This window comes from Streptococcus sp. k-402, assembly GCF_013277515.1.
Classification (GTDB): domain Bacteria; phylum Bacillota; class Bacilli; order Lactobacillales; family Streptococcaceae; genus Streptococcus.
The window spans coordinates 25,417-51,223 of sequence record NZ_VMNB01000012.1 but is presented as its reverse complement, the minus strand read 5'-3'; the positions used below and the strand labels follow the sequence as shown (position 1 = coordinate 51,223).

The 25,807-nt window shown below is 40.3% G+C and carries 15 protein-coding genes, 1 other RNA gene and 3 pseudogenes; 14 read left to right on the top strand and 5 right to left on the bottom strand.

The window, feature by feature from the left end:
• Nucleotides 1-76: 76 nt before the first annotated feature.
• A complete protein-coding gene (rlmB, locus tag HT724_RS08280) occupies nucleotides 77-805 on the bottom strand; it encodes a 23S rRNA (guanosine(2251)-2'-O)-methyltransferase RlmB (RefSeq protein WP_023944296.1) in 729 nt (242 codons plus the stop codon).
• A 44-nt stretch (nucleotides 806-849) separates the two neighbouring features.
• On the bottom strand, nucleotides 850-1,461 hold the full coding sequence (gene def, locus HT724_RS08275; protein WP_173276410.1) for a peptide deformylase: 612 nt from the start codon (nucleotides 1,459-1,461) through the stop codon (nucleotides 850-852).
• Between the two features lie 280 nt (nucleotides 1,462-1,741).
• On the opposite strand from def, the gene HT724_RS08270 reads away from it, so the two are divergent.
• The 4 genes from HT724_RS08270 (at nucleotide 1,742) to ssrA (ending at nucleotide 4,956) form a co-directional block, all read left to right on the top strand.
• Nucleotides 1,742-3,061: a CapA family protein gene (locus tag HT724_RS08270; protein WP_173276409.1), complete on the top strand. Its 1,320-nt coding sequence runs from the start codon at nucleotides 1,742-1,744 to the stop codon at nucleotides 3,059-3,061.
• Nucleotides 3,062-3,082: 21 nt separating this feature from the next.
• Nucleotides 3,083-3,910 (top strand): HAD family hydrolase, encoded by an 828-nt coding sequence (locus tag HT724_RS08265; RefSeq protein ID WP_173276408.1) that lies wholly within the window; start codon nucleotides 3,083-3,085, stop codon nucleotides 3,908-3,910.
• A gap of 1 nt (nucleotide 3,911) precedes the next feature.
• Nucleotides 3,912-4,547, top strand: coding sequence for a GDSL-type esterase/lipase family protein (locus HT724_RS08260; RefSeq protein WP_173276407.1), 636 nt, complete (start codon nucleotides 3,912-3,914; stop codon nucleotides 4,545-4,547).
• 61 nt (nucleotides 4,548-4,608) lie between these two features.
• Nucleotides 4,609-4,956: a transfer-messenger RNA gene (gene ssrA, locus HT724_RS08255) on the top strand.
• Between the two features lie 246 nt (nucleotides 4,957-5,202).
• Here the strand turns inward: ssrA and HT724_RS08250 are convergent.
• The 3 genes from HT724_RS08250 to HT724_RS08240 form a co-directional block, all read right to left on the bottom strand.
• Entirely contained in the window at nucleotides 5,203-5,550 is a 348-nt protein-coding gene (locus HT724_RS08250; RefSeq protein WP_173276406.1) for a PedC/BrcD family bacteriocin maturation disulfide isomerase, read from the bottom strand.
• 111 nt (nucleotides 5,551-5,661) lie between these two features.
• Entirely contained in the window at nucleotides 5,662-7,380 is a 1,719-nt protein-coding gene (locus HT724_RS08245) for a phospho-sugar mutase (protein WP_173276405.1), read from the bottom strand.
• A gap of 324 nt (nucleotides 7,381-7,704) precedes the next feature.
• Nucleotides 7,705-8,631 carry an Rpn family recombination-promoting nuclease/putative transposase gene (locus HT724_RS08240; protein ID WP_173276404.1) on the bottom strand — a complete coding sequence of 309 codons (927 nt, stop codon included), beginning with the start codon at nucleotides 8,629-8,631 and terminating at the stop codon, nucleotides 7,705-7,707.
• A gap of 471 nt (nucleotides 8,632-9,102) precedes the next feature.
• Here HT724_RS08240 and HT724_RS10425 point away from each other — a divergent pair.
• The 10 genes and pseudogenes from HT724_RS10425 to ligA all read left to right on the top strand — a co-directional run.
• A pseudogene (locus tag HT724_RS10425) lies at nucleotides 9,103-9,219 on the top strand (YSIRK-type signal peptide-containing protein); the annotation flags it as partial.
• 1,765 nt (nucleotides 9,220-10,984) lie between these two features.
• Nucleotides 10,985-11,793, top strand: a pseudogene (locus HT724_RS10070) (MucBP domain-containing protein); the annotation flags it as partial.
• A 30-nt stretch (nucleotides 11,794-11,823) separates the two neighbouring features.
• Nucleotides 11,824-12,024, top strand: a pseudogene (locus tag HT724_RS10420) (hypothetical protein); the annotation flags it as partial.
• A 153-nt stretch (nucleotides 12,025-12,177) separates the two neighbouring features.
• Nucleotides 12,178-15,756: an LPXTG cell wall anchor domain-containing protein gene (locus tag HT724_RS10310; RefSeq protein WP_240156740.1), complete on the top strand. Its 3,579-nt coding sequence runs from the start codon at nucleotides 12,178-12,180 to the stop codon at nucleotides 15,754-15,756.
• A gap of 101 nt (nucleotides 15,757-15,857) precedes the next feature.
• Nucleotides 15,858-18,200 carry a G5 domain-containing protein gene (locus HT724_RS08230; RefSeq protein ID WP_173293575.1) on the top strand — a complete coding sequence of 781 codons (2,343 nt, stop codon included), beginning with the start codon at nucleotides 15,858-15,860 and terminating at the stop codon, nucleotides 18,198-18,200.
• Nucleotides 18,201-18,602: 402 nt separating this feature from the next.
• Entirely contained in the window at nucleotides 18,603-19,502 is a 900-nt protein-coding gene (locus HT724_RS08225) for an Rpn family recombination-promoting nuclease/putative transposase (RefSeq protein ID WP_173276835.1), read from the top strand.
• Nucleotides 19,503-19,662: 160 nt separating this feature from the next.
• A complete protein-coding gene (locus HT724_RS08220; protein ID WP_173276836.1) occupies nucleotides 19,663-21,564 on the top strand; it encodes an ABC-F family ATP-binding cassette domain-containing protein in 1,902 nt (633 codons plus the stop codon).
• Nucleotides 21,565-21,566: 2 nt separating this feature from the next.
• Nucleotides 21,567-22,430: a MutR family transcriptional regulator gene (locus tag HT724_RS08215; protein ID WP_173276837.1), complete on the top strand. Its 864-nt coding sequence runs from the start codon at nucleotides 21,567-21,569 to the stop codon at nucleotides 22,428-22,430.
• Nucleotides 22,431-22,509: 79 nt separating this feature from the next.
• Entirely contained in the window at nucleotides 22,510-23,688 is a 1,179-nt protein-coding gene (locus tag HT724_RS08210) for an MFS transporter (protein WP_173276838.1), read from the top strand.
• Nucleotides 23,689-23,780: 92 nt separating this feature from the next.
• Nucleotides 23,781-25,739, top strand: coding sequence for an NAD-dependent DNA ligase LigA (gene ligA / locus HT724_RS08205; RefSeq protein ID WP_173276839.1), 1,959 nt, complete (start codon nucleotides 23,781-23,783; stop codon nucleotides 25,737-25,739).
• Nucleotides 25,740-25,807: the final 68 nt, after the last annotated feature.

The window sequence follows — 25,807 nt, the reverse complement described above, 5'->3', positions numbered from 1 at the left end:
GCAGTGCTTTGAGCAACCTACGGCTAGCTTCCTAGATAATCATAAAAAGTTTCCAATCAGATGACTGGAAACTTTTTTATAGTCTATTTCGAAAAACTTCGTACATGAGAATGGCTGCAGCAACACTGGCATTGAGACTTTGAACATGTCCATTCATCGGAATGGTAATCATCTCATCAACCTGTTTTTTGATGTTACTAGAGATACCTTTTCCTTCATTTCCGATGATGAGGGCGATTTTCCCTTTTGTATTCCACTTGTGGCACGGAGTACCATTCATATCCGTTCCAAAGGTCCAGAATCCTTCATCCTTGAGTTTGTCCAGAGTTTGGCTCAGATTGGTTACTCGGGCAATTGGAACGTGTTCAATAGCACCTGTGGCCGTTTTGGCAACGACAGGAGTTACTCCGACAGCACGGTGTTTGGGAATGATGACACCTGAAACATTGGTCGCATCAGCGGTTCTTAAGATGGAGCCTAGGTTGTGAGGGTCAGTTAACCCATCCAGAATCAATAGAAGTGGATTTTCTTCTTGGCGTGTTTTTGCAAGGATGTTATCCAGCTCGCTATAGGCAAATTCAGACACTCGTAGAACAAAACCTTGGTGAACAGCACCTTCAGTCATCTCAGAGAGGGATTTTTTTGAAGTCCAAGAAATGGACACTTTCTTTTCTGTAGCCAGTTCCTTGACTTTTTCAACATTTTTACCTCGGAGGTCTTCTTGGAGGTAGAGTTTGTTTCCAGTATTTGCAAGTAGGGCTTCGGTAACGGCGTGGACGCCGTAGACAATATCATTTGTTTTCATGCCTCTATTATAACACAAAACCCCGTCTTGCAACGGGATTTTCTTTATTCAAGAATTAGTAGACCATCTTTAACTGCAAATGGGTCTTTTTCATTGATACGGTCGTAAAACATGATTCCGTTGATGTGGTCAATTTCATGCTGAACAACGATGGAGTTGTAGCCTTTGAGTTTGATACGGTGTTTTTCTCCATCCTTGTCAAAGTAGTCAACAGTGACGCGAGCATGGCGCACCACATAGCCAGGCACGTTGCGGTCAACAGAGAGGCAACCTTCTCCTTCGCCAAGAGCAGCGTCTTGAACCGAGTGAGAGACGATTTTTGGATTGTACATAATGGCTTGTAAGTCGTAGGCTTCCTGCGGAGTTTCACCTTCTTCAACAATATTAGGCACCAAAACAGCGATAATGCGTTTTGAGATATCTAACTGAGGAGCAGCAAGTCCAACCCCACCGCGTAACCCCATTTTTTCAGCCATGACAGGATCTTGGGAATGTTTAAGGAATTGCATCATCTTTTCACCAAGAATGATTTCCTGGTCAGATAGGGGGAAAGCGACTTCCTCAGCAACCGCGCGTAGAGTTGGATTCCCCTCGCGGATAATATCGTTCATATCAATTAAGTGAGCAGCTTTTGTAATACGTTCTATAGCAGACATTTTCTCTCCTTTCATTACCTCTACATGATAACACAAAATGACAAGGATTGAAAGTATTACAGCCTTTAGGATTTATAGAAAATAGATAGGATGTTCAATTCATACTCAATGAAAATCAAAGAGCAAACTAGGAAGCTAGCCGCAGGCTGTACTTGAGTACTGTAAGGCGACGCTGACGTGGTTTGAATTTGATTTTCGAAGAGTATCAATTGTGAAAGAATTACTTATCTATGATATAATAAAAAGAAAAGGCTTGCATAAGAAAGTAGGGAGAATGAAGATGAAAAGAAGACAAGATAGAAATCAGGGTGGTTTAGCTTTTCGTTTTATGAAGGGCTTGGTAAACTTTTTTAGGAGTTATCGCAGGTGGAGCAATAAAGGATTTGTGGCGGTACTCTTGCTAGCAGTTGCTTTATCAATGGGCTTGGTCTTGTTGGTTGAAAGTTTCCAAGGCATGCCTCTGACCAGTCAAAAACGAGATACTATTTCTCAAGAAGGGACTAAGCAAAAGTCTCAGGAGCAGGAAGAGGAAAAATCTGCCAGAATTATGGCCAACGGAGATTTGCTCTACCACGATGGACTTTTCTTTTCAGCTAAAAAAGAAGACGGTACCTATGACTTTCATGAGAATTTTGAGTATGTGACTCCTTGGCTTAAGCAAGCAGATTTAGCTATTGGTGACTTTGAAGGAACCATTAATAAGGATCATTATTTAGCGGGTTATCCTCTCTTTAATGCTCCTGCTGAAGTTATGGATGCCATTAAGGATGCAGGTTATCATGTGCTAGATTTAGCTCATAATCATATTTTGGATTCGCAAATTGAGGGAGTTATTTCAACGGCCGATATTATTGAGAAAGCTGGAATCACTCCAATCGGAGTTTATACGCACGAGCCACGTGATCAGGCTCCGCTGGTCATTAAGGAAGTGAATGGTATCAAGGTTGCTCTTTTGGCCTATTCCTATGGTTTCAATGGAATTGAGCAGTATATTTCTCAGGAAGACTATAATCGTTATCTTTCAGATTTAAACGAAGATAAGATGAAGGCTGAAATTGAACGGGCGGAAAAGGAAGCGGATATCACCATTATCATGCCTCAGATGGGTGTTGAGTATCGATTGGAACCAACTGAGGAACAAAAGGCTCTTTATCACAAGATGATTGATTGGGGGGCGGATATCATCTTTGGAGGGCATCCACACGTTGTGGAGCCATCTGAAATTGTTGAAAAAGATGGAGAAAAGAAACTCATTATCTATTCAATGGGGAACTTCATTTCCAATCAACGAATTGAATCTATGGGAGATGAAGAAAATGCTAAGTGGACTGAACGTGGCGTTCTCATGGACGTGACCATCAAGAAGAAGGATGGAAAAACAACTATCGGAACAGCTAAAGCTCATCCTACTTGGGTCAATCGAACACCAAAGGGAACCTTTTCACCAGAAGGCTATCCTTTATATCATTATCAAACCTATATCTTGGAAGATTTTATAGAGGGTGGCAGTCATCGTGACCAATTAGATGAAGCGACTAAGGAACGAATTGATACAGCCTATAAAGAAATGAACGAACATGTGGGATTGAAGTGGGAATAGCTTGAATCCAGAGGGAAGTAAATGACGATTAAAGTAATTGCGACAGATATGGATGGGACCTTGCTGGATGCTAGAGGCCAGCTGGATCTCCCACGCTTGGAAAAGATTTTAGATCAGTTGGATCAAAGGGGCATTCGTTTTGTCATCGCGACGGGCAATGAAATTCACCGCATGAGGCAACTACTGGGGCACTTGGTGGATCGAGTGGTTCTGGTTGTTGCCAACGGTGCTCGTATTTTTGAAAACAATGAACTGATTCAGGCTCAGACATGGGATGACGCCATTGTTGACAAGGCTTTGGCTCATTTCAAGGGTCGAGCGTGTCAGGACCAGTTTGTGGTAACGGGGATGAAGGGTGGTTTCGTCAAGGAAGGTACTATTTTTACAGATCTTGAAAGTTTTATGACTCCAGAAATGATTGAAAAATTCTATCAACGGATGCAGTTTGTGGATGAATTAACATCTGACCTCTTTGGTGGTGTGCTCAAGATGAGTATGGTTGTTGGTGAGGAACGTTTGAATTCGGTCTTGGAAGAAATCAATGACCTCTTTGATGGCCGTGTTCGGGCTGTATCGAGTGGCTATGGTTGCATTGATATCCTCCAAGCTGGAATTCATAAAGCATGGGGCTTGGAAGAATTACTCAAGCGTTGGGACTTGAAAGCCCAACAAATCATGGCTTTTGGTGACAGTGAAAATGATGTTGAAATGCTTGAAATGGCTGGAATTGCCTATGCGATGGAAAATGCTGATGACAAAGCCAAAGCTGTGGCGACTGCTCTAGCGCCAGCCAACAGCCAAGGAGGAGTTTATCAAGTCTTGGAAAACTGGTTAGAAAAAGGAGAATGAAGTGGCAGTACAGTTATTAGAAAATTGGTTACTAAAGGAACAAGAAAAAATCCAAACCAAGTATCGTCACCTAAATCAGGTTTCAGTTGTAGAGCCAGATATTCTCTTTATTGGGGATTCCATTGTCGAATATTATCCTCTGCAGGAGTTGTTTGGTACTTCAAAGACGATTGTCAATCGAGGTATTAGAGGTTATCAGACAGGGCTGTTACTAGAAAATCTAGATGCGCATCTGTACGGTGGAGCAGTAGATAAAATTGTCCTTTTGATTGGGACAAATGATATCGGAAAAGATGTGCCGGTGAATGAGGTGCTCAATAATCTCGAAGCTATCATTCAATCCATTGTTCGCGATTACCCACTGACAGAGATTAAATTGCTTTCTATTTTGCCAGTCAATGAGGGAGAGGAATATAAGCAGACAGTCTATATCCGCACGAATGAAAAAATTCAGAAATGGAATCAAACCTATCAAAAGCTTGCGTCGGCCTATATGCAGGTGGAATTTGTGCCAGTTTTTGATAGTTTGACAGACCAAGCAGGCCAACTCAAAAAAGAATATACAACTGATGGACTGCACCTTAGTGTTACTGGTTATCAGGTTTTGACCAAAGCCTTGAAAGACTATCTTGTGTAGTTAGTTGATTTCCTTTTTGCATTTTTGAGTTAGATAAGGTATAATGGTTTTATTGTCTTTTGGGGTCGTTACGGATTCGACAGGCATTATGAGGCATATTTTGCGACTCGTGTGGCGACGTAAACGCTCAGTTAAATATAACTGCAAAAAATAACACTTCTTACGCTCTAGCTGCCTAAAAACCAGCAGGCGTGACCCGATTTGGATTGCTCGTGTTCAATGACAGGTCTTATTATTAGCGAGATACGATTAAGTCTTGTCTAGCGGCTTGATAAGAGATTGATAGACTCGCAGTTTCTAGGCTTGAGTTATGTGTCGAGGGACTGTTAAACTAATACATAACCTATGGTTGTAGACAAATATGTTGGCAGGTGTTTGGACGTGGGTTCGACTCCCACCGGCTCCATTATTCCTTTGCATTCTTTTGCATTCCTTGGTAAAACGTTGTTAAATCAACGTTTTTTATTTTTGTCTTTTGTATTCTTTTGCGAAAAAAGGAGTCACAAACAGAGCCTAAAACAGACCCTATTTTTAAAAAAGGGATACAAAAAAGGATACAACATTTTTGTCGTATCCTAAAAATCTATGTGCTTCACAAAGCGTTCTTCGGCTTCATTATGCGTTTTTGTGATTTTAAAACTTGTTAGCTGATTTTTTACAATCCTACGAAATCTTTGATTTCTTGTGCTGACATTGAAGAGTCGCAACGGACATTGATTTGTCCATCTGCAATGTGAACGAAGCCTGGTACAGTTGGAATTCCATAGCGTGAGCGGAATGCTTGTAACTCATTGAGTTGGCTTGGCTCTTCACTGTTGATGAAGTAGATGTGAGCTTTAGTTTCAGCTACGACACTTGCCAAGGTACCAGCAAATTTACGGCAGTAAGGGCAAGTTTTGCGACCGATAAAGAAGGTTGCAGTTTCTTTTTTATCAAGAGCTTCTTGCGCACGCGCTACTGTAGTGACTTCAAGGTCTTTGATATTATCTAAAAATTGTTCCATGAGATTACCTCGCTTTCATTGATATGTCTAGTATGCCATAAAGTTTCTAAAATTGCTTAGATTTGATACGAAAAAAAGATGAGATTGGTCTGTCTCATCTTTTATAGGATTTTATTTTACAAAAGCATTGATTTCTGCTTCGATGTTAGCAATTTTAGCTTGTGATTCTTCGTTGGTTTCACCTACAACTGCAATGTAGAACTTGATTTTTGGTTCTGTACCTGAAGGGCGAACGGCAATCCATGAACCGTCAGCAAGTGTGTATTTCAACACATCACTTGGAGGAGTTGTCAAGTTTGTAACAGTTCCGTCAGCAGCAGTAGCTGTTTGAGCTTTGAAGTCTTCTACGACAGTGATAGCTGTTGTGTTCCATTCTTTTGGAGCATTGTTACGGAATTTAGCCATAATCGCTTTGATTTGTTCAGCACCATCGACACCTGAAAGGGTAACAGAGATAGTCTTTTCTGCGTAGTAGCCGTACTCTTTGTAGATTTCTTCGATACCGTCAGCAAGTGTCAAACCACGTGAACGGTAGTAGGCAGCAAGTTCAGCCACGACAAGAACGGCTTGGATAGCGTCTTTATCACGTACGAATGGTTTAATCAAGTAACCGAAGCTCTCTTCAAATCCCATCATGTAAGTGTGATTGTGTTTTTCTTCGAATTCTTGGATTTTTTCAGCGATAAATTTGAATCCTGTCAAAACGTTGAACATGGTTGCGCCGTAGCTTTCAGCAATCTTCGTTACCAAGTCAGTTGATACGATAGATTTGCAGAGGGCTGCATTTTCAGGAAGAGTTCCAGCGTTTTTGTGGGCCTCCAAGATGTATTTGGCCATGATAGCACCGATTTGGTTACCTGATAGGTTAAGGTAGCTACCATCTTTTTGAAGAACTTCAACACCCATACGGTCAGCGTCTGGGTCAGTTGCCACAAGAACATCTGCACCAACTTGACGACCAAGTTCTTCAGCAAGGGCAAAGGCTGCTTGGCTTTCTGGGTTTGGAGATTTTACAGTTGAGAAGTCAGGGTCAGCAGTTGCTTGCGCTTCAACGACTTGAACAGAGTCAAATCCTGCTTGGGCAAGAGCACGACGAGCCAACATTTCACCAGTACCATGAAGTGGTGTGTAGACAATCTTCATGTCTTTACCAAATTCCTCAATCAAGGCTGGGTTGATGTTTACGTCCTTAACTTCTTTAAGGTATTCTACGTCAACAGCCTCGCCGATGACTTCAATCAAGCCAGAAGCTTTTTCAGCTTCCACATCAGCAACTTCAACTGCAAATGGATTTTCGATTGCACGGATATAAGTAGTCAAAGCGTCCGCGTCGTGTGGAGGCATTTGTCCACCGTCTTCACCGTAAACCTTGTAACCGTTAAATGGAGCAGGGTTGTGGCTAGCTGTGACCATGATACCTGCGAAACAGTTGAGGTGACGAACTGCAAATGATAGTTCTGGAGTTGGACGAAGGCTTTCAAATACATAAGATTTGATACCGTGTTTAGCAAGAACTGCCGCAGATTCAAAGGCAAACTCAGGTGAGAAGTGACGACTATCGTAGGCGATTGCTACACCACGTTCTTTTTCGTTTTCACCTTTAGACTCAATCAAACGAGCCAATCCCTCAGTAGCTTGGCGAACAACGTAGATGTTGATGCGGTTTGTACCAGCACCAATCAAGCCACGCATACCTGCAGTACCAAATTCAAGATTTGTATAGAAGGCATCTTCCTTTGTTTTTTCGTCCATATTTTCCAAATCTTGACGAAGGTAGTCAGGAAGCTCCGCAAAATCAACCCATTTCTGGTAATTTTCTTGGTAAGACATTAAAATTCTCCTTTATTTTTAAAACATTTAATCAGTTTGATTATATCATTTTTTTTAGTTTTAGTAAAACCTTATCTGCTTCGAAAATCTTTTCAAACTAGGTCAGATTGAATTTGGGGTTTATATGATGTTGAGGCTAGGGAAAATTCAATCTCAGTAAAAAAGTAAATCTTCTCATAATAAAACATTGATACCAAACGTTTTATTATGAGAAGACTTTTACCCAGTATCTTTATACACAACCTCAAAACAGTGTTTTGAGTAATCTGTGACTAGACGTTTAGTTCTAAGAATGCCATCTTGACCAGATGGTTTTCTTTACCGTTATTGGTGATAATCTTCTAGCAAGGCTTCAAACTCAGCCACGGTCATTCCTAACTGTCGGCTGGCAACCTCAGGTGTTAGAAGACCTTGGCGGACCATATCTAGGAAGGCAAAAAGTTTTCCACGCTCCAGTCCCTGCTCAATGCCTTCTGCACGACCTCTCTCTAATCCTTTCTCCTCAGCTTGTTCCAAGGCATAGTCCTGCGCTAACAAGGCTTGTTCTTCTCGCATACGTAGTTGACTAAACATCTTCCTGTCCTCCTCGGACCAGCTCTTGTAGTCCAGCAGTTGGTCTGCTTGGCTGATGGCTCGCTCGGGTTGCTGGGTAAAGGGCTTATTCCCGAAAAACTCCAACCACGGTTTGCGAACGCTATCTTTGCTGGTTTCTCTATATTTTTTTAGTTCTAAGAACGCCATCTTAACCAAATGGTTTTCTTGACCGTTACTTGTGATGGTTAAGACTTCACCCGTCGTGTCCTCTCGCATGCTGAAACTGTGGAAAGCCAAGTCATCTGAGAAGTAATTACTATCCACAATTGCAATAGCATATACTGGTGCGATGTGTTTATAACTCTGATGTGTATCACCTTCTCGTTGGCGAATTTTTTCAAGATTTTGATTGACCTGACTGCACAAGTAAGCCCACAGACGATTGATGAAAAAATTCTGATGATGGACTTGTATTTCGATAATAACCTGTGTCCCATTGTCCAACTCCGCTAAGACGTCTATACTGGTATAGAAGTCCTGTGCCGAGTAGGGCAGGGAAGGTAAGACATGAATATTGCTCCCCTCCAAAATGGTTACATTTTTGGCTGGTAAATCCAGCATATCGCGAATAAATTGACAAGTGATTTCTGGATTGCTAAAAATTTTCTTAGCAACCAAATCGTTGGTCGGGCTAATGCCCGGATGTCTGAGAATCATATTTCCTCTCCTTTCATTATAGCACATTTTTTAATCTAATTTGCTAGATTTGATGCTTCTATCTATTTATTCGGAAAAGAAAGGGAAAAGTTTAAAAATAGTAAGGCTGTTTGCTTGTAAATCAGTTGGGTTTCTTTCTTCTCCGTCGCCACTACACTTAAATTTTATAGGCGCTTGAAGTCAAAAAATCTTCTATTTCCGTATAACACAGTCCCTTATGTAACTGACTCTTGGATATGGACGTATTACTATATTTCTTGGGTAGACTATCGATATAAAAGTGACTTTTGACGTTTGTGGACTGATGAAGGGCTCCTAGCTTAGCTTTGATCTCAGTAAAAAGAGTCGTCTATATCCTAATCTGCCATTCGTAAAGTTTGAAATTTACAGCCGACTGGTGTATAATATTTAGATGAAATTGTATTCTATTATGTAGAAATAGTAGAATAATATATATATATATATATATATATGGAGGCGGGCATGAATAGTCCAGAAAAACAATTAAAATACAGTATACGAAAAGTAAGTGTCGGTGCAGCTAGTGTTGTTATAGGGGCGCTCTATCTTTTGATGGGGGCTGGGATTGCTCATGCTGAGGGTGTGGAGTCAGCGAGGGAATCTGAGAGGGCAGCAAACCCGACAGATCCAGAGCGGTCTGGAAATGGAGAGGCAGGAAACAAGGCTGACCTCAGCAATACTGATGCAGCAGCAAACACCTATAATGCTCCCGTAGCTGAAAATCCGCTAGTAGCTCCAGAAAGTACGAAACCTCGTACTCGTAGTAAAAGAGAATTACCTGATGAGGATGCAAGTAATCCATCGAGTGGAGCTACAGGAACTGAATCAGAGCCGACTTCTGGAAATGAGGGAGGTTCAGACCAAGCAGATACTGATCCAGCTTTACTGGATGCCAATCGTAAAGGTGCCACAGTAAAAGACAATCAGCCTGGGGTACATGTACCTAAAGATGGAGAAGAGGGTGGGGATGATAAGAATGCCAACTTAACATTTGATGCTCCTAAGGAAAATCTGACTCTCGAACAATTATGGGATATTGTAAAAAATATGCCAGACGACTTCCAAAATAATGAACGTTCTTACTTGCGTAATATGAACACTCTTGGTGATGCTCTGAACTTAGAACCAGGTGAAATCCGAGAACTCCATGATTTTGGTGGTTGGAGTGCCATTGATAAAGAAGGGAATCCTGGTAAATTCGTTATCGGTAGAAAGAACGAACAGGGATACTTCACTGGATGGCATTGGCTTGATAAAGAAAAGGGTACAAAAGAACAAGGTGGTATGCTTGGCGGGGATGCTTTAGACAACATCTATGTGCACGAACAAGCCCTAGACCGTCGTTTCAGGTACATGCTCATGCTTGTTAAAGGACGTACACGTGCCAATCGTGACGAGAAGGTTTCGGATAATACAGATTATGATCCTAAATCTCAAAATGAACGTGCAGGTAAGAACTCCACCGAGTATAAAAACCTCCCATTTTTAATAAGAGATAAATATAATAAATATTCTCCAGGTGTCGTTGGATATAATGGGATAGAAAAGCAGTTTACTGCCTTTTCTCCTGCCTTCGGAAGCCGTGTTCGTGTGGAATTTGTAACAGGATATATCTCAGATATTAACGGTTCTAAAGGAACCTATCGAGTAGTCATTAAAACTAAGAATACTGCTGGTCAAGAGAATACGGTATACGATCAAACCATTCACCGTATAGCCGAAATCGTTCAAAACGAAGAGTTGTATAAGAAAGGTTTAAATGTAGAACTGGCGCACAAAACTGTTTTGAAGTTTTTTACAGATGAGTTGAATTCCCGTGTTAATAAAATTCGTAATGAGAAAATAAAATTTACTCCATTACACCGTAAATCCAGAAGAGATTATACAAAAGAAGATACCAAACTGTACAATCAATTGGAAGCAGAAGCTACGGAAGAAGCTAAAAAACAAGGCGATATTGTATTAAATGTTACGGAAGACTTCTTAAATATAGAAAAATCAAAAGAAAGAGATTCAGAGTGGAAGAAAACTTTTACAAACACATCGCAGTCAACTACAAAGCTAGCAAACGAATTAAATAATTTATTGAAAGAGGCTGATAAAGATACGCCTAATACCCCAACTTGGCTAAACTCATCAAAAGATTCTCAATCTAAAGCTGATGACAGAGCATATAGATTACTCACTACTCTTATACCAGGTGCTAAGAAAATTATCTATCATGTTAAGGATGATCAGCTAGAAGTTGAAACAGATAAATACACCTATACTGCCGCTAGAAATGGTAGTAAGGAAGCAGGTATTCAAGGGTCAAATATAGAAGCAACTGAAAGTGCAGAGACATATAGTGTTGATTCCCGAACCTTTGATAGAGAGAATACAAATACAAAAGCAAATAACCTTAATAATGGTTGGGCTAGATCGGATTCTGAAGAGTTCAAACACTTCTCACACTTTGTAGGGGTAGATAAAGGGATTGTGCGAACGAAGGTACTGACTGATAAAGAACTATCTGATAAGATTAAGGACGCAGTGGGTCCTGGAGATAGCAATCTAGGAAAAGGTGGCTACTTCTCTACTGGGGATGTTTTATTAGGAAAAGATGTTGTTTCTTATACCGTACAAGTATTTTCAGAGAATAATGAAAGAGTAGGGGTAAACCCTCAAAGTCACCGTGTTCAGTATAATCTCCCAATTCTAGCTGACTTTTCAGTCATCCAAGATACTGTGGAACCATCACGAAACGTTGTTGAAAAAATCATTCCAAAACTAAATATTCCCGAAGAAGAGAAAAAGAAAATAACCGAAAAAATCAAGGAAAAGAAGAAAACCTCAGAATTGGCAGACCTAATCTCAGGAAATGTGAAAGTTCGCTATGTTGATGAACAAGGGCGTTTGCTATCATTGAAAAATGATACTGGAATTGGAGAAAAAGAAAGTGACGGAACCTACATTACCAATAAAAAACAACTGATTGGTACGAGTTATGATGTCACAGATAAAAAACTCAGTAGCATGACTACTACTGACGGAAGATATTATACTTTTGAAAAAGAAGCTACAGATTCTGCAAGTTTAACTGGGAATATTGTAAGCGAAGGTAGAACAGTGACCTTAGTTTATAAAGAAAGCGAAGCGCCGGCAGAAGTAGATGCAACCAGAACAGTTAAGAGAACAATTACCTATGTAAAAGAAGATAATGTGAATGGAACTATAAAAAGAACGGTTCTTGAAAAACAAACGAAAGAAAATACAGTCACATTCACAGGAAAAGAAGTAACTGATACAGAGCATAATACGGTATCTTACAAGGACTGGACAAGCACAAATAGTAAATTCCCGAAAGTAGATACACCAGTACTAGAAGGTTATATCGCAGATATAGCAAGCGTAGGAGAAGAAGAAGCAACAGCGCCAACTTCAACTGGTGAGGTGACTAATCTAACGAAAGAAGTTGTTTACACGAAATTAGGAAGTTGGGTACCAAACTTACCGAAAGGTGTAACACCACCTGAAGGAACAGATATGACACCAAAACCATATCCAAACAATCCGACAGATCCAACTAAGCCTGGAGAGCCAACGGATCCTACTACACCAAATGTACCAGTGATTCCATATGTGCCAGGTTATACACCAAATGTTGGCGGAACTCCTTTAGTACCGAAAAATCCAACAGATTTAACGGAAGGATATACACCACCAACTCCAACAGATCCAAAAACAAATATAGAAATAAACTATACACCAGACCCACAAAAAGCAGTAGTAAAAGTCTATACGATCAGAGATGGCGTAAAAATAGAATTGCCGAATGAAAAAGTAAGTATCGATAGTGGTATACCAGACGCTGCAATTCCTTCAAAAAAGCTTGATGAAAAAATCAAAGACTTAGAAAAACGTGGATATATTGTAGATAATAAAACACCATTAAAAGGTGAAACGTTTGATAAAGTAAAAGATTCAGAAACCGGAGATCCATCGCAAGTTTATGAACTCATTCTTAGAGAGCGTACATCAGTTGAAACAGAAACAAAATCTGTAACACGTACGATTAAATACTATAAAATTGATGAAACAAATGGATCAAAAGTTGAAGTTGATAATGGTAAATTAACGAATACTAAGACAGCTGAATTTACCCGCGAAGTAACTACTAACTTAGCGACAGGTCTAACAACAATCGGTGAATGGAGTGATAAACAAACACTAGATGAAGTGAAAACTCCAGTATTAACTGGATATATAGCTGATAAAGTGAAGGTTCCTTCTAGTGAAGTGACAGCTGATACTGAATCGTTTGAAGAGGAAGTTGTCTACAAGAAAATTGGAAGCTGGGTACCAAAAGTGCCAGGTGTAGAAAAACCAACACCAATTCCATATCCAAACGATCCAAACGATCCAACAAAACCTAAATATCCTGATTATCCGACAACACCAGGAAATCCAGGAGAAACACCAAACCCTCAACCTGATACCCCAGGAGGCGGAACTCCTGAAAAACCAAACCCTCCACCAGTAATTCCATATGTACCAGGATATACACCGAAGATTGGTGAAACACCGTTACAACCAAAAGTGCCAAATGATCCAACACAAGGGTACATTCCACCAGCGGTACCAACAGAACCTGGGACAAACACGGATATTACGTATGTGGCAGATCCACAAAAAGCTGTAGTGAAAGTATTCAATACAACAACAGGAACAGAGGTAGAAATACCAGCTGAGAAAGTAAGTATTGATAACGGAACAACAGATTCAGCAATTCCAACTGATTCAGTAACAGCTAAGATTGCAGACTTAGAAAAACGTGGATATGTAGTTGAGAATAAAGACTTATTAAATAATCAAAAATTTGATAAGGAAAAAGATCCAACAGATGGAGATCCAACGCAAGTATTCAAATTACTTGTTAAGGAACGTACTGTAACAGTAACAGAGCCGAAAAATCCAAATGATCCAGTAGATCCAGATAAACCAGAAGGACCAAAATGGCCAGCAACTGGATTAGCAAAATCTGACTTAGAAAAAGAAGTTACACGTACAATTACTTATGTTAAGAAAGAAACTGCGAATGGACCAGAAATAGCGGATGCGAAACCAACTGTAACACAAACAGCCCACTTCAAACGTAGTGCAACATATAATGCAGTTACAGGAACAATCACATACGGAAATTGGGAAAGTGCGGACAAAGAATTAGCAAAAGTAGACACACCTGAATTAACAGGCTATGTAGCAGATAAAGCTTCAGTAGAAAAAGTGGAAACAAATGCAGATTCGACAGGATTAGATCAAAAAGTAGTTTATACTAAGTTAGGATCATGGGTATTAACACCACCAACAGGTGTAACACCACCAGAAGGAACGAATTTCGATCCAAAACCATATCCAAACAATCCGACTGATCCAACAAGACCTGGAGAACCAGAATATCCACAGCCAGGAACACCAGTTGAACCAAACACACCAGTGATTCCATATGTTCCAGGTTATACACCTAAGATTCCAACAGATCCAACACAACCAGTGGATCCTAATACAAATCCGCTAGTACCATTAACACCGGTAGATCCAAACCATCCAGAAAATGGATACAAGGTGCCACCAGTACCAACAAAACCAGGTGAGGATACACCGATCACTTATGAAGGAAATCCACAAAAAGCATTGGTGAAAGTGGTTAAGGTTGACGGAACAACAGAAACACCATTACCAAAAGATAATGTAACTATCAACGGTAAAACTGGAGATCAAATTCCAACTGAATCAGTAACAGCTAAAATAGCAGAGTTAGAAAAACGCGGATATGTGATTGATAATAGAGATGAAGTAGTAAACTATATTAATAACAAATTCGATAAAGATAAGGATACAGAAGGTCAAGATCCAACACAAACAGTAACGTTGAAAGTACACGAAAAAGTGGTTCCAGTAACACCGCCAACAGATGACAAACCACTTGAACCTGGAAAACCAATCGATCCAGATACACCAGTAGATCCAAATAATCCAAATGATCCAACAATTCCAAGATGGACAGATGAATTAATTAAGAAACTGGACGTTAAGAAAGAAGTAACACGTACAATCAACTATGTTGACGAGGCTGGAAATAAAGTTTCTGAACCATCAACAGACAAAGTTACATTCACACGTGAAGCTAAGATTAACGTAGTAACAGGTGAGATTACTTATGGAGACTGGAAAGCAGTGGGTGGAGATAGTACATTTGATAAAGTATCATCACCAGTAGTTAAAGGTTACATCCTTAAAGACCCAGCTCAAAAAGAAGTTGCTGAAAGAAAAGGAATAACACCAACTGTTGCAAATCAAACGATTGAAGTGGTTTACAAGAAACTTGGTTCATGGGTACCAAAAGTGCCAGGTGTAGAAACACCAACGCCACTACCATATCCAAACAATCCGACAGATCCAACTAAGCCTGGAGATCCAACGGATCCTACTACACCAAATGTACCAGTGATTCCATATGTACCAGGTTATACACCTAAGACACCAGATGGAAATCCATTAGTACCAGTTGATCCAAACCATCCAGAAAATGGATACAAGGTGCCACCAGTACCAACAGAACCTGGTCAGGATACACCGATTGAGTATGTAAAAGTTCCAAATACACCTAGTCCGGAAGAACCGGTAAAACCAACTCCAGAAAGTAATCATATTACAATCTGGGTGGATGAAAATGGTAAGCCATTGAAACCAGAAAAACCTGGAACTCATGAGCCAGGTAATATTCCTGGATACAGATATATTACAACTGTAACGAAGGATGGTGTTACAATTCATAAATTTGAAAAGATAACACCAGTAGATCCTAATAATCCTGTTCCACAGAAACCGACCACACCGATTCCAACTCCACAAGATTCGACTATTCCAACACCAGAAAGTCAAATTCCAACTCCAAACACTCCAGAAGCAAATACTCCGACTTCTGAGACAAATAGAAGAGAGGAATTGCCAAACACAGGTACAGAAGCTAATGCTAGCTTAGCTAGCGCTGGTATCATGACCTTGTTAGCTGGTCTAGGATTAGGATTCTTCAAGAAGAAGGAAGAAGATGAGTCCGAATAATATCAAAACGTTGCTTCCTGCCAAAAGTTGGATTCTTCATCTGGCTTTTGGCTCGGAGTCAACAACCTAGAAACTAAAATAAATGTAAAATTGAGGGAAATATGTCAAGACAATCAACTAAGAATAAAAAATATGCTTTACGAAAAATTGGAAAGTTTTTCGGTTCCTGTGTTGTAGCGACAGTCATTACCCTAGGTGGGGCTGCAATAATGGCACCAAATGTGACAGTTTACGCTTCAGACACTACCGCGGAGCCAGGAGAAGCTAATATTGAAAATATAACTAGTGCATCAGAAGGGTATGAAGTTTTCGTACCTAAAGGAAAGAAGTATGAAAGAGATGATACAGTAGAAAGTCATACTCCTGTTTTGAAAGAAGAAGGTTATAATGGTAGAAGCTTTATCTTGAAAGCTGAAGATAGTGATGATTATTTTGATGAACATCCAATGGAATCATTATTTGAAAAATTATATGATAAAGACGATGATGGTCAAATTGATGACAAATATAAAAGAGCTGATGCCAATACTATAAATGAAAATGCAGGAAAGCCACTTGATGATCCAAACTTTGTTGAACCTAAAGTGAGTGAAGTTAATCCTAAATATCCTCACCGTCTTGATGCAAGTAATGGTACCCCGGCTAATCCAGATAATCTTTATAAAGGAAGACCAGCGGGAGCTGACGGACTTATTGATAGTTCTGATACCATTGTTGAGTCAAATAAACCTATAACGGTAAATCCAAATTCAGAAGAGAATATAGTTAATGATGATGGTACTGTTGTATTATCTAAGTATTATCGTATTCATGTAAACGAAGGAGAACATGCTGATAAAAAGGATGATATTTATGTAGTCGGAACAAAACCAAAAGTAGTTGAAACACCAATTCCATATACAACACGTTATGTAGAAGATAATACAAAAGATAAAGATTATCGAGAAACTACACAAGCGGGAGTAAAAGGGAAAGAAACAACAACTACAACCTACACAATGGATCCAAACACGGGAACTGTGACAGAAAACACTCCAACAGTAGTAAGAGAAGAACCAACAGAGGAAATTATTACAGTCGGAACAAAACCAAAAGTAGTTGAAACACCAGAAACTCCACAACCAAAACCAGGAGAAACACCAGAGACTCCACAACCAAAACCAGGAGAAACACCGGAGACTCCACAACCGAAACCAGGAGAAACACCAGAGACTCCACAACCGAAACCAGGAGAAACACCAGAAACTCCACAACCAAAACCAGGAGAAACACCAGAGACTCCACACCCTGAACAACCAGGAGAAACACCAGAAACTCCACACCCTGAACAGCCAGGTGAAGGAACACCAGAAACTCCACAACCTGGACAACCAACCACTCCTGAGGAAGCACCAGCTCAACCAGGACAGCCATCTGAGCCTGAAGATCAACCAGATCTTAAGGTAGCTCCGCCGACTATCGCTATTGTGGAAGAACCAAATAAAGCAAGTTTCGAAGTAAAAGCTCCTAAAAAAGATGCAGATACAGTCAAAATTATCTATCCTAAGAGTAATGGCTCTGGTAATGAAGTTCTAACTCTTACCAAGCAACCTACTGGTGAATGGACTTTAGACAAACAACCTGAAAATGTTACATTAGACAAGAAAACAGGTACTGTAACCATTCCACGAGAATCAGTTGTCAATAAACAAAAAGTCCAAGCTCAAGCCAAGCATAAAACGAGTGATTATACTCCGTTTGTATACGCTGCTTTATCAATCGAAGCAGCAAACCCAGAGCATCCAGTAACGCTATGGGTAGATACAGCAGGTAAGGAGATTAAGGAAAAAGTAGTTGGCAAAAAAGTACAGGCTGGCGAAATTGCAGGCTACAAGTGGTTATCTAGTCGCTTAGAAGAAGGTATTTTGACGCATACATTTGAGAAAGTAGCGAATGGAACTCTAATTTTACCAGAAAGCCCAACTAGTCATCCAATGACTCCATCAAGTTCGCCATCAACTTCAACGCCAGAAAAACCAAACAAAGCTGAAACTCCAGCGGTTCGTACAGTATGGCGCGATGAAAACGGAAAAGACTTGAAGGTTCCATCAGTTGATAAGGAAGAAGCAGGTGAAGTTCCAGGCTATGAATTTGTTGAGAGTCACCGTGAGGGAGATAACTTGACAGTTCATGTGTTTAGAATCAAGCAAGCTCAAACTCCTGCTCCAAAAGACCAAACTCCAAGCCCAGCACCATCTAAAGTTTCAGAACAAAAAGGTGAAGCAGTGGCTACAGCTACATCAGAAAAGACAGTAGATAGTGTAACATCTACGAAAACATCTGATAAAGCAGAATTGCCAAACACAGGTACAGAAGCTAATGCTAGCTTGGCTAGCGCTGGTATCATGACCTTGTTAGCTGGTCTAGGACTAGGATTCTTCAAGAAAAAAGAAGATGAAAAATAAAGCTCTTTATCAACTGTAGCAGGTTGAGAAAAGCTAAGATTAAGAAGAGGCTGAGAAAAAAGCCTCTCAAATCAGAAAAACGCATAGTATCAGGTATTGAAAAACTTGAGGCTATGCGTTTTATTGTGGGAAGATTTACTTCATTTTTTCCGGAAGTTGAGTTTTGGCCCAGTCTCTTTAAATTATATGTTATCTTAAATTCAGAATAGAACATTATAACTTATAAAATATTGCTAGAAATTGATTCGACTTTACTATCCTATTTGTTCAGAGTTTATTTCATTTTGCTATAAAGTTTGAGATTTCTTTTATTTTTTCTACTCTTTTTCCGAATAAATAGATAGAAGCATCAAATCTAGTAAATTAGATTAAAAAATGTGCTATAATGAAAGGAGAGCAAACATGACTGTACGTCATCCGGGCATCAGCCCAACCAATGATTTGGTTGCTAAGAAAATTTTCAGCAATCCAGAAATCACTTGTCAATTTATTCGCGATATGTTGGACTTGCCAGCAAAAAATGTGACCATTTTGGAGGGAAGCAACATTCACGTCTTGCCTTCCTTACCGTACTCGGCACAGAATTTCTATACAAGTATAGATGTTTTGGCGGAGTTGGATAATGGTACGCAAGTTATCATCGAAATTCAGGTTCATCATCAGAATTTTTTCATCAATCGTTTGTGGGCTTACTTGTGCAGTCAGGTCAATCAAAATCTTGAAAAAATTCGCCAACGTGAAGGTGATACCCACCAGAGTTACAAGCATATCGCACCTGTTTACGCAATAGCTATTGTGGATAGTAATTATTTCCAAGATGATCTGGCTTTCCACAGTTTCAGTATGCGCGAAGACACGACAGGTGAAGTCTTAACCATCACAAACAATGGACAAGAAAACCATCTAGTCAAGATGGCATTCTTGGAATTAAAGAAATACAGAGAAACCAGCAAAGACGAGGTTCGCAAGCCGTGGTTGGAGTTTTTTGGGAACAAGCCCTTTACTCAACAACCCGAGCGAGCCATCAGCCAAGCAGACCAACTGCTGGACTACAAGAGCTGGTCCGAGGAGGACAGAAAAATGTTTAGTCAACTACGTATGCGTGAAGAACAAGCCTTGTTAGCACAGGACTATGCTTTGGAAACCGCTAGGGCTGAGGGGGTTGAACAAGGTTTAGAACAAGGTTTAGAACGTGGAAAACTTTTTGCCTTCTTAGACATGGTTCGTCAACATGTTTTAACTTCTGAATTTGCCAGCCAGCAGTTAGGAATGACTGTCGCTGAGTTTGAGTCACTCTTGTAAACGAGCGAAAATGTTTAGCTAGCTATCTTGCAAAAAAATAAGTAGAGTTTATAATCCAAATACTTTTTAATACCAAGAATAAGCAGAGCCGGTTTTTCTAGGATATTTGGGTTAAGACGATTGTCTTGAATGCCTTAGGGAAACATGCTATACTACTTGTATGATTATTTTACAAGCTAATAAAATTGAACGTTCTTTTGCAGGAGAGGTTCTTTTTGATAATATCAACCTGCAGGTTGATGAACGAGATCGGATTGCCCTTGTTGGGAAAAATGGTGCAGGTAAGTCTACTCTTTTGAAGATTTTAGTTGGAGAAGAGAAGCCAACTAGCGGAGAAATCAATAAGAAAAAAGATATTTCTCTGTCTTACCTAGCCCAAGATAGCCGTTTTGAGTCTGAAAATACCATCTACGATGAAATGCTTCATGTCTTTGATGATTTGCGTCGGACTGAGAAACAACTACGTCAGATGGAGTTGGAGATGGGTGAAAAGTCTGGTGAGGATTTGGATAAACTGATGTCAGATTACGACCGCTTATCTGAAAATTTTCGCCAAGCAGGTGGCTTTACCTATGAAGCTGATATTCGAGCGATTTTGAATGGATTCAAGTTTGACGAGTCAATGTGGCAGATGAGAATTGCTGAGCTTTCTGGTGGTCAAAATACTCGTTTGGCACTTGCTAAAATGCTCCTTGAAAAACCAAATCTCTTGGTCTTGGACGAGCCAACCAACCACTTGGATATTGAAACCATCGCCTGGCTAGAGAATTACTTGGTAAACTATAGCGGCGCCCTCATTATTGTCAGCCACGACCGTTATTTCTTGGATAAGGTTGCGACGATTACGCTGGATTTGACCAGGCATTCCTTGGATCGCTATGTGGGCAACTACTCTCGTTTTGTCGAGTTGAAGGAGCAAAAACTAGCTACTGAGGCAAAAAACTATGAAAAGCAACAGAAGGAAATTGCAGCTCTGGAAGACTTTGTCAATCGCAATCTAGTCCGTGCTTCAACGACCAAACGCGCCCAATCTCGCCGAAAACAACTGGAAAAAATGGAGCGTTTGGACAAGCCGAAAGCTGGCAAGAAATCAGCTAATATGACCTTCCAGTCTGAAAAAACGTCGGGCAATATTGTCTTGACTGTTGAAAATGCAGCTATTGGCTATGATGGGGAAATATTGTCAGAGCCTATCAACCTAGACCTTCGCAAGATGAATGCTGTTGCTATCGTTGGTCCCAATGGTATCGGAAAATCAACCTTTATCAAATCAATCGTGGAGCAGATTCCTTTTATCAAGGGTGAAAAGCGCTTTGGCGCTAATGTTGAGGTTGGTTACTATGATCAAACCCAAAGCAAGCTGACACCAAGTAATACTGTACTAGATGAACTCTGGAATGATTTCAAATTGACACCGGAAGTTGAAATCCGTAATCGTCTCGGTGCCTTCCTTTTCTCTGGTGATGATGTTAAAAAATCAGTCGGCATGCTGTCTGGTGGCGAGAAAGCACGTTTGCTTCTGGCTAAACTGTCTATGGAAAACAACAACTTTTTGATTCTGGATGAGCCAACCAACCACTTGGATATTGATAGCAAGGAAGTGCTAGAAAATGCCTTGATTGACTTTGATGGAACTCTTCTATTCGTCAGCCACGACCGTTACTTTATCAATCGTGTGGCAACTCATGTACTGGAATTGTCAGAGAATGGCTCGACTCTATACCTTGGAGACTACGACTACTATGTTGATAAAAAGGCTGAAATGGAAATCAGTCTGACAGAGGAAGCTTTAACCAGCAATCAAGTAAAAGAAGCAAGCCCAGTCAATGATTACCAGGCCCAGAAAGAAAGTCAAAAAGAAGTTCGCAAACTCATGCGACAAATCGAAAGTCTAGAAGCTGAAATTGAAGAGTTAGAAAGTCAAAGCCAAGCCATTTCTGAACAAATGTTGGAAACAAACGATGCCGGCAAACTCATGGAATTGCAGGCTGAGCTGGACAAAATCAGCCATCGTCAGGAAGAAGCCATGCTTGAGTGGGATGAATTATCAGAGCAGGTGTAAAGATGGAACATCTTGGAAAAGTATTTCGTGAATTTCGGACAAGTGGAAATTATTCTTTGAAGGAGGCAGCAGGAGAGTCCTGTTCAACCTCTCAGTTATCTCGCTTTGAGCTTGGGGAGTCTGACCTAGCAGTCTCACGTTTCTTTGAACTTTTGGATAATATTCATGTCACAATCGAAAATTTCATGGACAAGGCTAGGGATTTCCATAATCATGAACATGTTGCCATGATGGGACAAATTATTCCGCTTTACTACTCAAATGATATTGCAGGTTTTCAAAAGCTTCAAGAAGAACAACTTGAAAAAGCTAAGAGTTCGACAAATCCCCTTTATTTTGAGCTGAACTGGATTTTGCTACAAGGTCTGGTTTGTCAAAGAGATGCGAGTTATGATATGAAGCAAGATGATTTGGATAAGGTAGCAGATTATCTCTTCAAAACGGAAGAATGGACCATGTATGAGTTGATTCTTTTCGGGAACCTTTATAGTTTCTACGATGTAGACTATGTCACTTGGATTGGTAGAGAAGTTATGGAGAGGGAGGAGTTTTACCAAGAAATTGGGCGCCATAAGAGATTGGTGTTGATTTTGGCCCTCAATTGTTACCAGCATTGTTTAGAGCATCTTTCTTTTGACAATGCAAGCTATTTTGAGACTTATACAGAGAAGATTATTGGTAAAAACATTAGTCTGTATGAACGGAATATTTTACATTACCTCAAAGGTTTTGCCTTGTACCAAAAAGGAAAGTGTAAAGAAGGCTGTAAGCAGATGCAAGAGGCCATGCATATTTTTGATGTGCTAGGTCTTCCAGAGCAAGTAGCCTATTATCAGGAACACTACGAAAAATTTGTAAAAGATTAATTTTCCCAAATAAGGGAAAAAATAAAAAGCTCCTTTCAGTTTTGATACAATAGTTTCAAAATTTGAGAGGAGTTTTTATATGAATCGCTATGCAGTACAGTTGATTAGTCGTGGAGCTGTTAACAAGATAGGGAATATGCTCTATGATTATGGCAATAGTGTCTGGTTGGCTTCCATGGGGACTATCGGACAGACTGTTTTAGGAATGTATCAGATTTCTGAACTCGTCACATCTATTCTCGTAAATCCTTTTGGCGGAGTCATTTCAGACCGTTTTTCTCGTCGTAAGATTTTAATGGTGACAGACCTTGTTTGTGGGATTCTTTGTCTGGCTATTTCTTTTATAAGAAATGACAGCTGGATGATTGGCGCTTTGATTGTTGCCAACATTGTGCAGGCTATTGTTTTTGCATTTTCTCGTACAGCCAATAAAGCTATTATAACTGAGGTTGTTGAGAAAGATGAGATTGTGATCTATAACTCTCGCTTAGAGCTGGTTTTGCAGGTTGTAGGTGTTAGCTCTCCTGTTCTTTCCTTCCTTGTTTTACAGTTTGCAAGTCTCCATATGACGCTACTGCTAGACTCGCTGACTTTTTTCATTGCTTTTGTTCTAGTGGCTCTCCTTCCAAAGAAAGAAGAGAAGACTTTGGGTGAGAAGAAACTTACATTCAAAGTTATTTTTTCTGATATCAAGGAGGGAGTTCACTATATTTTGAAGCAAAAGGAAATCTTCTTTTTGTTAGTCATGGCTTCAAGTGTCAATTTTTTCTTCGCAGCCTTTAATTATCTCCTTCCCTTTTCAAATCAGCTCTATGGAGTACAAGGTGCCTATGCCACTATTTTAACAATGGGGGCTATTGGTTCCATCATTGGGGCTCTTCTAGCTAGTAAAATTAAAGCCAGTATGAAAATGCTTCTGTTTTTGTTGGCTCTGACTGGACTTGGGGTGATGATAATGGGATTTACCCTCCCACCCTATCTTACTTTTTCAGGCAATTTAGTTTGTGAACTCTTTATGACGATTTTCAATATTCACTTTTTTACTCAGGTACAAACCAAGGTTGAAGGTGAATATCTTGGTAGAGTTCTCAGTTCGATTTATACCTTAGCTATACTTTTTATGCCAATTGCAACAGGTTTAATGACCTGGCTTCCAAGTGTCCATCTTTATTCTTTCTTGATTATTGGACTTGGAGTTGTCGCCCTATCCTTCTTAGCTCTAGGCTATGTACGAACTCATTTCAAAAAAGAGCTATAAGTCTGTTTAAGTTTTAAAAATAATTCCAATCTAAGTATTTTTTCCGCCCTTCTCGTTTGTGAGGAGGGCTTACTTTATGGTAAAATGGTTTTATGAATAAAAGAATGAATGAGTTAGTCGCCTTGCTCAATCGCTATGCGACTGAGTACTATACCAGCGACAATCCCTCGGTTTCAGATAGTGAATATGACCGCCTTTACCGTGAGTTGGTTGAGTTAGAAACTGCCTATCCAGATCAAGTGTTAGCAGACAGTCCGACCCATCGTGTTGGTGGCAAGGTTTTAGATGGTTTTGAAAAATACAGTCATCAGTATCCTCTTTATAGTTTGCAGGATGCTTTTTCACGTGAGGAGCTTGAAGCTTTTGATGCGCGTGTTCGTAAGGAAGTGGCTCATCCGACCTATATTTGTGAGCTGAAAATCGATGGCTTATCTATCTCGCTGACTTATGAAAAGGGGATTTTGGTTGCTGGGGCAACACGCGGAGATGGTTCTATTGGTGAAAATATTACAGAAAACCTCAAGCGTGTTAAGGATATTCCTTTGACTTTGCCAGAAGAACTAGATATCACAGTTCGTGGGGAATGTTACATGCCACGCGCTTCTTTTGACCAGGTTAATCAAGCTCGCCAAGAAAATGGAGAGCCTGAATTTGCCAATCCTCGTAATGCGGCAGCAGGCACCCTGCGACAGTTGGATACAGCAGTAGTTGCCAAGCGTAATCTTGCGACTTTCCTCTATCAAGAAGCCAGCCCTTCAACTCGTGACAGCCAAGAAAAGGTTTTGAAGCACCTAGAACAACTTGGTTTTGTAGTCAATTCTAAACGAATTCTGGCTGAAAGCATGGATGAGATTTGGAATTTTATTCAAGAAGTAGGAGAGGAACGGGACAATCTGCCTTATGATATCGATGGAGTGGTAATTAAGGTCAACGACCTAGCAGACCAAGAAGAACTTGGTTTTACTGTTAAGGCTCCAAAGTGGGCAGTGGCTTACAAGTTCCCAGCTGAAGAAAAAGAAGCTCAACTCTTATCAGTTGATTGGACAGTTGGCCGTACGGGTGTTGTAACCCCAACTGCAAATCTAACCCCTGTTCAACTAGCTGGAACAACTGTTAGCCGTGCGACCCTGCACAATGTGGATTATATTGCTGAAAAAGATATCCGCAAAGACGACACGGTTATCGTCTATAAGGCTGGTGACATCATCCCTGCTGTTTTACGAGTGGTAGAGTCCAAACGGGTTTCTGAAGAGAAACTGGATATCCCTACAAACTGTCCAAGTTGTAATTCTGATTTGTTGCACTTTGAAGATGAAGTGGCTCTCCGTTGTATCAATCCGCGTTGCCCTGCCCAAATCATGGAAGGTTTGATCCACTTTGCTTCTCGAGATGCCATGAATATTACAGGCCTTGGTCCATCTATTGTTGAGAAGCTCTTTGCTGCCAATCTAGTCAAGGATGTAGCGGATATTTACCGTTTGCAAGAGGAAGATTTTCTCCTTTTAGAGGGGGTCAAGGAAAAGTCCGCTGCTAAATTGTATCAAGCCATTCAAGCATCTAAGGAAAACTCTGCTGAAAAACTCTTGTTTGGACTAGGGATTCGCCATGTCGGAAGCAAGGCCAGTCAGCTGTTACTTCAACATTTTCATTCAATCGAAAATCTGGCTCAGGCAGATCCAGATGAAGTGGCTAGTATTGAAAGTTTAGGTGGTGTGATTGCCAAGAGTCTTCAGACTTACTTTGCGACAGAAGGCTCTGAAATTCTCCTCAGAGAATTGAAAGAAACTGGGGTCAATCTGGACTATAAAGGTCAGACTGTAGTAGCAGATGCAGCCTTGTCAGGTTTGACAGTGGTATTGACTGGAAAATTGGAACGGCTCAAGCGCTCAGAAGCTAAAAGCAAACTCGAAAGTCTGGGTGCCAAGGTAACAGGAAGTGTTTCTAAAAAGACAGACCTCGTCGTGGCAGGAGCAGATGCTGGAAGTAAACTGCAAAAAGCACAAGAACTTGGTATCAAGGTTCGAGATGAAGCTTGGCTAGAAAGTCTGTAATGATCGTTTAAAACTAGAGTTTAGACAGTATAACTAGTTTGTTAATCGGAACAAAATTAGTCAAAAAT